9 protein-coding genes are annotated in these 8,621 nt (G+C 63.0%); 5 read left to right on the forward strand and 4 right to left on the reverse strand.

Annotation, left to right across the window (positions count from 1 at the left end):
- Window positions 1-19: 19 nt before the first annotated feature.
- The 3 genes from rho to hemE all read right to left on the reverse strand — a co-directional run bounded on the left by rho (window position 20) and on the right by hemE (window position 3,028).
- Window positions 20-1,285 carry a transcription termination factor Rho gene (rho, locus tag NKI08_RS15115; RefSeq protein WP_023675925.1) on the reverse strand — a complete coding sequence of 422 codons (1,266 nt, stop codon included), beginning with the start codon at window positions 1,283-1,285 and terminating at the stop codon, window positions 20-22.
- A gap of 166 nt (window positions 1,286-1,451) precedes the next feature.
- Window positions 1,452-1,994, reverse strand: a complete 543-nt coding sequence (gene hemJ, locus NKI08_RS15120) for a protoporphyrinogen oxidase HemJ (protein ID WP_352614786.1) — start codon at window positions 1,992-1,994, stop codon at window positions 1,452-1,454.
- Between the two features lie 5 nt (window positions 1,995-1,999).
- Window positions 2,000-3,028: a uroporphyrinogen decarboxylase gene (hemE, locus tag NKI08_RS15125; RefSeq protein WP_352770447.1), complete on the reverse strand. Its 1,029-nt coding sequence runs from the start codon at window positions 3,026-3,028 to the stop codon at window positions 2,000-2,002.
- A 401-nt stretch (window positions 3,029-3,429) separates the two neighbouring features.
- Between hemE and NKI08_RS15130 the strand changes: the two genes are divergently transcribed.
- The 5 genes from NKI08_RS15130 (at window position 3,430) to dnaQ (ending at window position 7,259) form a co-directional block, all read left to right on the forward strand.
- The gene (locus tag NKI08_RS15130; protein ID WP_254817949.1) at window positions 3,430-4,248 is read left to right on the forward strand and encodes a pyruvate, water dikinase regulatory protein; all 819 of its coding nucleotides are present in this window, start codon (window positions 3,430-3,432) and stop codon (window positions 4,246-4,248) included.
- 168 nt (window positions 4,249-4,416) lie between these two features.
- On the forward strand, window positions 4,417-5,016 hold the full coding sequence (locus NKI08_RS15135; RefSeq protein WP_352473997.1) for a Maf-like protein: 600 nt from the start codon (window positions 4,417-4,419) through the stop codon (window positions 5,014-5,016).
- Entirely contained in the window at window positions 5,009-5,851 is an 843-nt protein-coding gene (locus tag NKI08_RS15140; protein ID WP_352770448.1) for a shikimate dehydrogenase, read from the forward strand. The genes NKI08_RS15135 and NKI08_RS15140 overlap by 8 nt, the downstream gene beginning before the upstream one ends.
- Window positions 5,848-6,450, forward strand: coding sequence for a dephospho-CoA kinase (gene coaE, locus NKI08_RS15145; RefSeq protein ID WP_352473995.1), 603 nt, complete (start codon window positions 5,848-5,850; stop codon window positions 6,448-6,450). The genes NKI08_RS15140 and coaE overlap by 4 nt, the downstream gene beginning before the upstream one ends.
- An 86-nt stretch (window positions 6,451-6,536) precedes the next feature.
- A complete protein-coding gene (gene dnaQ, locus NKI08_RS15150; RefSeq protein WP_352770450.1) occupies window positions 6,537-7,259 on the forward strand; it encodes a DNA polymerase III subunit epsilon in 723 nt (240 codons plus the stop codon).
- Window positions 7,260-7,464: 205 nt separating this feature from the next.
- Here the strand turns inward: dnaQ and NKI08_RS15155 are convergent, their stop codons facing one another.
- On the reverse strand, window positions 7,465-8,619 hold the full coding sequence (locus NKI08_RS15155; protein WP_352770452.1) for an IS256 family transposase: 1,155 nt from the start codon (window positions 8,617-8,619) through the stop codon (window positions 7,465-7,467).
- Between the last annotated feature and the right edge of the window lie 2 nt (window positions 8,620-8,621).

The following is an 8,621-nucleotide window of genomic DNA, read 5'->3' on the forward strand; positions in this document are numbered from 1 at the left end:
GGACAGCGCCTTGCCCCCTTTACGTATTCATCGAATCGAAGAAATCCGCGTTGGTCTTGGTCTGCTTGAGCTTGTCGATAAGGAACTCGATGGCGTCGGTCGTTCCCATCGGCGCCAGGATGCGGCGCAGCACGAAGATCTTCTGCAGGTCCTGGCGCGGAACCAGCAGGTCCTCCTTGCGGGTGCCGGATTTGAGGATGTCCATGGCCGGATAGATGCGCTTGTCCGCCACCTTGCGGTCGAGCACGATTTCCGAATTGCCGGTGCCCTTGAACTCTTCGAAGATGACCTCGTCCATGCGGCTGCCGGTATCGATCAGCGCCGTGGCGATGATGGTCAGCGAGCCGCCTTCCTCGATGTTGCGGGCAGCACCGAAGAAGCGCTTCGGCCGCTGCAGCGCGTTGGCGTCGACACCACCGGTCAGCACCTTGCCGGATGACGGCACGACGGTGTTGTAGGCGCGGCCGAGGCGGGTGATCGAATCCAGCAGGATGACGACGTCACGGCCGTGCTCGACCAGGCGCTTGGCCTTCTCGATGACCATTTCGGCAACCTGGACGTGGCGCACCGCCGGCTCGTCGAAGGTCGAGGACACCACCTCGCCCTTCACCGAGCGCTGCATGTCGGTGACTTCCTCCGGCCGCTCGTCGATCAGAAGCACGATCAAATAGCATTCCGGATGGTTGGTGGTGATCGAATGGGCGATGTTCTGCAGCAGCACCGTCTTGCCGGTGCGCGGCTGCGCCACGATCAACGCGCGCTGGCCCTTGCCGAGCGGCGCCACCAGGTCGATGACGCGCGCCGAAATGTCCTTCGAGGTCGGAACCTCCATCTCCATCTTCAGCCGCGAGGTCGGATAAAGCGGCGTCAGATTGTCGAAATGGATCTTGTGGCGGATTTTTTCCGGGTCGTCGAAATTGATCGTGTTGACCTTGAGCAGCGCGAAATAGCGCTCGCCCTCTTTCGGGCTGCGGATCGGCCCTTCGACCGTATCGCCGGTCTTCAGCGAGAACCGCCGGATCTGCGACGGTGAAATATAGATGTCGTCGGGACCCGGCAGATAATTGGCATTGGCAGAGCGCAGGAAACCAAAACCGTCCTGCAGCACTTCGACGACGCCGTCGCCGATGATCTCGATATCCTGGGTCGCCAGCCTTTTCAGGATCGCGAACATCAGCTCCTGCTTGCGCATGACGCTGGCGTTCTCGACCTCGAGCGATTCCGCATAAGCGATCAGCTCTGGCGGTTTCTTGTTCTTGAACTCTGTGAGTTTCATTTCTTGCATCATTAGACGGACTCTGAGTAAGCTTTGGGAAAAATATCGGAGGGATGCGACAAATGCCGGGCGCGGCCGAAGCGATAAATGGGCGGCGCATGACGGGAAGGAAGACCCGTCTTTTATCGTCGGTCGGTTGAAAGAGCAAGCCGCCTTTTGCGGGCAACCGAAGACGTCAGAACGGTTTCACGATTACCAGAACGACGATGACGATCATCAGCAATGTAGGGATCTCGTTGACGATCCGCCAGTGCCTTGCCGATTTTTCATTGCGGTCTTCGGCAAATGTCCGGACGGCGCCGGCGAGATAGCCATGCACGGCCGACAGGCCAACCACCGCAGCGATCTTGGCATGCAGCCAGCCGCCTTGAAAACCAAAGCCTTTCCAGGCGAGCCACAGGCCGAATGCCCAGGTGATCACCATTGCCGGATTGATGATGCCGCGCAGCAGGCGGCGCTCCATCACCTTGAAAGTCTCCGACTGGACGGAGCCTTTTTCGGCATCGGCATGATAGACCAGCAAGCGCGGCAGATAGAGCATGCCAGCCATCCAGGAGATGACGGCAATCACATGGATCGCCTTCGCCCAGGGATAGAAATCATCGGGCCCGAAGAAAAACAGCAGCCCGGCCAGCACCAGGAAGATGGCGATCGCAATTGCCGCGCGGCGCATCGCCCCTCGACCGCTGTTGGTGCTGTTCGCATTGTCCGCGCCCATCATCGTCACGATGCGCTCCGCACCAGTTTCACCATCTGCTCGACATGCGCCAGCGGCGTCTCCGGCGTGATGCCGTGGCCGAGGTTGAAGATCAGTGGTCCGTCGCCCAGCGCCTTCAGGATCGCCCCCACGCCGTCGGCAAGCGCCTTGTCGCCGGCTACAAGCCTCAGCGGATCGAGATTGCCCTGCACGGCGCCGTCACGCTGCAATTCCTTCGCGCTCGACAACGGCACGGTCCAGTCGAGGCCCAGCCCGGTCACGCCGGTCTTCTGGCGATAGCTTCGATAGTGATCTCCCGCGCCCTTGGGAAAGCCGATGACCGGAACATTGGGATGGGCAGCCTTCACTTGCCGGACGATCGAGGCCACCGGCTCGACGCAGAACAATTCGAAAGACGCTTCGTCGAGCACGCCTGACCACGAATCGAAGATCTGCACCACGTCGGCGCCGGTCTCGATCTGGCGGATCAGATAGGCAGCCGAATGATCGGCGAGCACCTTCAGCAGCCTAAGAAAGGCCGCCGGCTCGCGATAGCCGAACAGCCTGGCCGGCGCCTGGTCGGGCGTACCGTGGCCGGCAATCATGTAGGTCGCCACCGTCCAGGGCGCACCGCAGAAGCCGATCAGCGTCGTTTCATCAGGCAGTCTGGCGCGCAACCGCCGCACCGTCTCGTAGACCGGCTCGAGATTCACGTGAAACGTTTCGCCGTCGAGAGCCGCAATTTCCGCAGCCGTGATCGGCGTCAGCAGCGGGCCGCGTCCTTCCTCGAAGCGCACGTCGCGGCCGAGCGCATGCGGCACGACAAGAATATCGGAAAACAGGATCGATGCATCGAAGCCGAAGCGTTCGATCGGCTGCAGCGTCACTTCGACGGCGAGATCCGGGTCGTAGCAAAGATCGAGGAAGGATCCGGCCCGTCTCCTCGTCTCCCGGTATTCCGGCAGATAGCGGCCGGCCTGGCGCATCATCCAGAGCGGTGGCGGAAACGCCGCCTTGCCTCTCAACACGTCCAGCACGATCCGGTCTTGAGGCATTGAGCGCTCGCCTTTCCAGGCTTCCCTATAATTAAATATTCTATTTTTAGGAATCTTATGATTCTAAGAGTCTGTTGGTTGTGGTGGTTATCTCCTGTCCCGCTTTGCCCTCGAAAAGACCAGCCAGCATATTGTCGCGCGCTTCTCCAACGGGATTGCAGGACTTTGTGGAAAGTCGGGAATTTACGACTGGAGTCAATGCGTTGCCGCCAGGCCAGGGAAATTGCCCCTGTGGATGAAGCGAAGGCAAAAAGCTCCGTCCCCGGACTTGTCCCCAACCGCCCGGAGAAGCCGACAGCACATCGAATTGTGGACAAACCGCCATCTGATACAGTCGCTTTGCGGTGGCCGAGTTTCCCGCCCGGCTTATCCACATCGGCCCACAGCCTGGAATGTATCCTGTGAACAAACCGCAGAGCTTCTTTCACCTTCACCTGATTTCCGACGCCACCGGCGAAACGCTGCTGGCCGCCGGCCGCGCGGCTTCCGCGCAATACAAGGACGCGCGCGCCATCGAACATATCTACCCGCTCATCCGCACCGAAAAGCAGGTGACGAAGGTGTTCGAGGATATCGAGGAGGAGCCGGGCATCATCCTCTATACGGTGGTCGACCAGAAGCTTGCCCGCGGCATCGACGAACGCTGCGCGGCCATGGGCCTGCCTTGCGTCTCGGTGCTGGAACCGGTGCTGACGGTGTTCCAGTCCTATCTCGGCACGCCGGCCGGCCGCCGCGTCGGTGCCCAGCATGTGCTGGACGCCGAATATTTCCGCCGCATCGACGCGCTCAACTTCACCATGGAGCATGACGATGGCCAGCTGCCGGCCAATATGGATGATGCCGACATCGTGCTCGTCGGCATCTCCCGCACCTCGAAGACGCCGACCAGCATCTATCTCGCCAATCGCGGCATCAAGACCGCCAACATCCCGATCGTGCTCGGCGTTCCGGTGCCCGAAAGCCTGGTCAATGCCACGAGGCCGCTGATCGTCGGCCTGGTCGCCACCGCCGAACGGATCTCGCAGGTCCGGCAGAACCGCATTCTCGGCACCAGCGCCTACGAACCGACCGACTATGTCGACCGCGCCGCGATCGCCGAAGAGCTCGCCTATGCCCGCCAGATATGCACGCGGCACGGCTGGCCGATGATCGACGTCAGCCGCCGTTCGATCGAGGAGACGGCGGCGGCCATCGTTGCCCTGCGCGGCAAGACGCGCTAGGGCGTGTGATATTCAGGTGATGCCGGCCTGCAAACGGCGGTTTCCTGCGCTTCCGGTGCTCACGTACGAAATGTACGCTCCGCTCCGGTTCTCGGAAGCCACCATTTTCGGCGCGGCCCGACCTGAATCTCGACGCACCCTAGTGACGCCAGCAAACGGGCGAAAAAAATGGCTGAAAAAATCATCCTTGCCTCGGGCAGCCCGTTCCGCAAGGCGCTGCTCGTCAATGCCGGCGTCACTGTCGAAGCGGTTCCGGCCTCTGTCGATGAGCGCGCGCTCGAGGCGCCGCTGCAGAACACTGGCGTGTCGCCGGAGGACGTCGCCCTGGTGCTCGCCGAAGCCAAGGCCACCGACGTCAGTGAGCGCAAGCCCGGCGCCCTGGTGCTCGGCTGCGACCAGACGCTGTCGCTCGGCGACGAGCTGTTCCACAAGCCGGCCGACATGGAAGGAGCGCGCCGTCATCTGCTGGCGCTGTCGGGCAAGACGCATCACCTCAACAGCGCCGTCGTGCTCGGCCGTGACGGCCAGGTTCTGTGGCGGCATGTCGGCATCGCCAGCCTGACCATGCGCAAGCTCGATCCGGCCTTCATCGGCCGCCATCTGGCGCGCGTCGGCGCCAAGGCGTTGTCCAGCGTCGGCGCTTACCAGATCGAAGGCGAAGGCATCCAGCTGTTCGAAAAAATCGAAGGCGACTATTTTACTATTGTCGGCTTGCCACTTTTGCCGGTGCTGGCCAAGCTGCGTGAGTTCGGGGCGATCGATGGCTGAGGCCCCAAAAAAAGCCTTCGTCACCGGCCACCCGATCGCGCATTCCAGGTCTCCGAAGATCCACGGCCACTGGCTGGCGAAATACGGCATCGACGGCGTCTACGAGGCCATCGACCTTGAACCGGAGGCCTTTGCCGAATTCCTGCAGGCGCTGCAGGCACAAGGCTATCGCGGCGGCAACGTCACCATCCCGCACAAGGAAGCCGCCTTCGCACTGGCGGCGCGACGCGACGCCGACGCCGAACAGATCGGTGCGGTCAATACGCTGTGGTTCGAGAATGGCGAATTGTGCGGCGGCAACACCGATGCCCATGGCTTTGCCGCCAATCTGGACGAATATGCACCGGGCTGGGCGGCCAACGGCCCCGCCGTGGTGCTCGGTGCCGGCGGCGCCGCTCGCGCGGTCATCCATGCGCTGAAGCAGCGCGGCGTCAGCGACATCCGCATCGTCAACCGGACGCTTGCGAGGGCGCAGGAGCTGCGCGACCGCTTCGGTGCCGGCGTTTCCGCCCACAACCTCGCGGCGACCGGCGAATTGCTCGAAGATGCCGGCCTGCTGGTCAACACGACAGCGCTCGGCATGCATGGCAATGAAGGCCTGTCCGCGGATCCAGGCAGACTGCCGGACCGCGCCATCGTCACCGACATCGTCTACGTGCCGCTGGAGACGCCGCTGCTTGCTACCGCCAAAGCGCGCGGCCTGAGAACCGTCGATGGGCTCGGCATGCTGCTGCACCAGGCGGTGCCCGGCTTCGAGCGGTGGTTCGGCATCAGGCCAGAAGTCACCGCCGAACTGCGGCAAATAATTATTGCCGATATCGGCGCGATAAAATGATCGTGCTAGGCCTCACCGGATCGATCGGCATGGGCAAATCGACCGCGGCCAAGATGTTCGCCGAGGCCGGCGTGCCGGTCCATGATTCCGACGAGGCTGTGCATCGCCTTTATGCCGGCAAGGCCGCGCCCTTGGTCGAGGCGGCCTTTCCCGGCACCACCCGATCCGGTGCGGTCGACCGCGCGGCACTGGCGGAGCGGGTGCTCGGCGACGCCGCCGCGCTGAAACGGCTGGAAGCGATCATCCATCCGCTGGTCCGTGCCGACGCCGATGCCTTCCTGGCTGAACATCGTGCCGCCGGCGCGCCGCTTGCCGTGCTCGATATACCGCTGCTGTTCGAGACCGGCGGCCGCAACCGCGTCGACAAGGTCGTGGTCGTCACCGCGCCGCCCGAAGTCCAGCGCGCCCGCGTGCTGGCGCGGCCGGGCATGAACGAGGAGAAACTGGCGTCGATCCTGGCCAGGCAGGTTCCCGACACCGAAAAGCGCCGGCGCGCCGACTTTGTCATCGACACCGGTCAGGGCTTTGACGCCACTCGCGCGGCCGTCAAGGCCATCATCGCCGAACTAGTCGTGGATAAGGCAGCCAGGCCTGGTTAAGAGGCTTGCAGACCCGCATTACTTGTTGCCATTTTGTTCCTGGTGTGATTCGGCTAGAATGATGCCGGCACCAGTGGACTGATTCGATGCGTGAGATCATCTTCGATACGGAAACCACCGGCCTCGACACGCGCGAGGACCGCGTCATCGAGCTTGGCGGCGTCGAGCTGGTCAACCGCTTCCCGACCGGCCGAACCTTCCACAAATACATCAACCCGCAAGGCCGCCAGATCCATCACGAGGCGCAGGCCGTGCACGGCATCAGCGCCGCCGATCTTCAGGGCAAGCCGACTTTCATGGAGATCGCCGAGGAGTTTCTGGCCTTCATCGACGGCGCCAAACTGGTCGCGCACAATGCCGGCTTCGACATCGGCTTCCTCAATCTCGAATTCAGCCGGCTTGGCCATCCGGCCATCGATCCGGGACGGATCGTCGACACGCTGGCGCTGGCGCGCCGCAAGCATCCGATGGGCCCCAATTCGCTCGACGCGCTCTGCCGCCGCTACGGCATCGACAACGGCCGCCGCACCAAGCACGGCGCGCTGCTCGATTCGGAATTGCTGGCCGAGGTCTATATCGAGCTCATCGGCGGCAAGCAGGCAAGCCTTATCCTCGACAGCATCCTGACTCCGGCGGGCGGCAGGCAGAATGTCGACGACATCGATATTTCGATCGGTGTGCGGCCGATCGCCTTGCCGTCGCGCCTGACCGATGCCGAGCGCGCAGCACACGCAGGCATGGTTGGCAGCCTCGGCGAAAAAGCGCTGTGGCTGCGCGTCCCCCCGGAAGCGAGTTCCGCGGCACAGTGATTTTGACCGGAGTGATCCTTCGCGCCCCCCTCTGTCCTGCCGGACATCTCCCCCTCAAGGGGGGAGATTGGCAGACCCAGCGTCTCGCTCATTCCTGCGGAGTTGTGTGCGTCAAGTTCTGCAAAATGGCGTGGCATCGCGGTGACGTCGGCGTGTCCGCCGCGCAGCCCCCGTGTTTAGCGGAGCGGCGGACACATGACGGTGCTCAGGCGGCCAAGGCCCTCAGGCTCTCCTTCTTGTGCTCGCGCAGATGATCCATGTTGAGATAGCGGGTCGCCTCGAGCCAGTTCTCGTGGATCTCCACCGCCAATGCCCGAACCAGCCGCAGACAGCTCCGCGGGTTGGGGAAGATGCGAACGACCAGGGTGCGCCGCTTGATCTCCTGGTTCAGCCGCTCCAGCATGTTCGTCGACTTCATGTGCTTGTGGTGAGCTAGCGGCAGCCGATAGAAGCTCAGCGTCTCCTCGATGTTATCTTCCACCCAGTTGACCAGCTTCGGGTATTTGGCCTGCCATTTGGCGATCCACTGCGCCAGGTCGCGTTTGACCTCGGCAAGGTCGCGCCGGTCGTAGAACCATCTGAGCTCCATCAGGCAATCGTCGTCGACCTTGCGCGGCACGTAGTCGAGCGCGTTTCTGAGGAAGTGCACGTAGCAGCGCTGCCAGACCGCCTCGGGCAGCACTTCGCGGATTGCCGCCCTGAGCCCCGGATGGTCGTCGGAGACGACGAACTCGACGCCGGCGAGCCCGCGATTCTTGAGCCCCGTCACGAACTCGCGCCAGCTCGAATGGCTCTCCCGGTTGGCCAGCTCCACGCCCAGAACCTGGCGCCGGCCCTCCCAATCCACGCCGATCGCCACCAGCACCGCCTGGCTGGCGATCACGCCCGCCTCGCGAGCCCGTTCATAGCGCGCGTCCAAGATGAGATACGGATAGCTTTCCTCGAGCCGCTGCGTGAAGAACGCCTTGAGCGCCTCATCCAGCCGCATCGTCGCCTCGCTCACCGTCGAGGCCGAGAAAGAGTGGCCGCACAGTTCCTCCGTCACCGCCTTCACCTTGCGGGTCGAAACGCCCTGCACGTACATCTCGACCAGCGCCGACACCAATGCCTTCTCCGAACGCTGGTAGCGCTCAAACAACTCCGTCGAGAACCGGCCAGCCCGATCCTGCGGAACGCGAAGCTCCAGCACCCCGACCCGCGTCACCAGCTTGCGCTCGTAATAGCCGGACCGGTAACTCGTCCGCTCCGCCGTCCGCTCCCCTTTCTCGGCCCCGATCGCCTCCGTCATCTCGGCTTCAAGAACCTCCTGCACGACACTCTGCAATGCCTGGCGAAAGCCGTCCTCATCCGACAACAGCAACG

This window comes from Mesorhizobium sp. M0768, assembly GCF_040320195.1.
Taxonomy (GTDB): Bacteria; Pseudomonadota; Alphaproteobacteria; order Rhizobiales; family Rhizobiaceae; genus Mesorhizobium.

Coding starts and splice junctions, on each gene's coding strand:
- dnaQ (WP_352770450.1), top strand. CDS start 6,537: ATGCGTGAGATCATCTTCGATACGGAAACCACCGGCCTCGACACGCGC.
- rho (WP_023675925.1), bottom strand. CDS start 1,285: ATGCAAGAAATGAAACTCACAGAGTTCAAGAACAAGAAACCGCCAGAG.
- NKI08_RS15140 (WP_352770448.1), top strand. CDS start 5,009: ATGGCTGAGGCCCCAAAAAAAGCCTTCGTCACCGGCCACCCGATCGCG.
- hemE (WP_352770447.1), bottom strand. CDS start 3,028: ATGCCTCAAGACCGGATCGTGCTGGACGTGTTGAGAGGCAAGGCGGCG.
- hemJ (WP_352614786.1), bottom strand. CDS start 1,994: ATGGGCGCGGACAATGCGAACAGCACCAACAGCGGTCGAGGGGCGATG.
- NKI08_RS15135 (WP_352473997.1), top strand. CDS start 4,417: ATGGCTGAAAAAATCATCCTTGCCTCGGGCAGCCCGTTCCGCAAGGCG.
- coaE (WP_352473995.1), top strand. CDS start 5,848: ATGATCGTGCTAGGCCTCACCGGATCGATCGGCATGGGCAAATCGACC.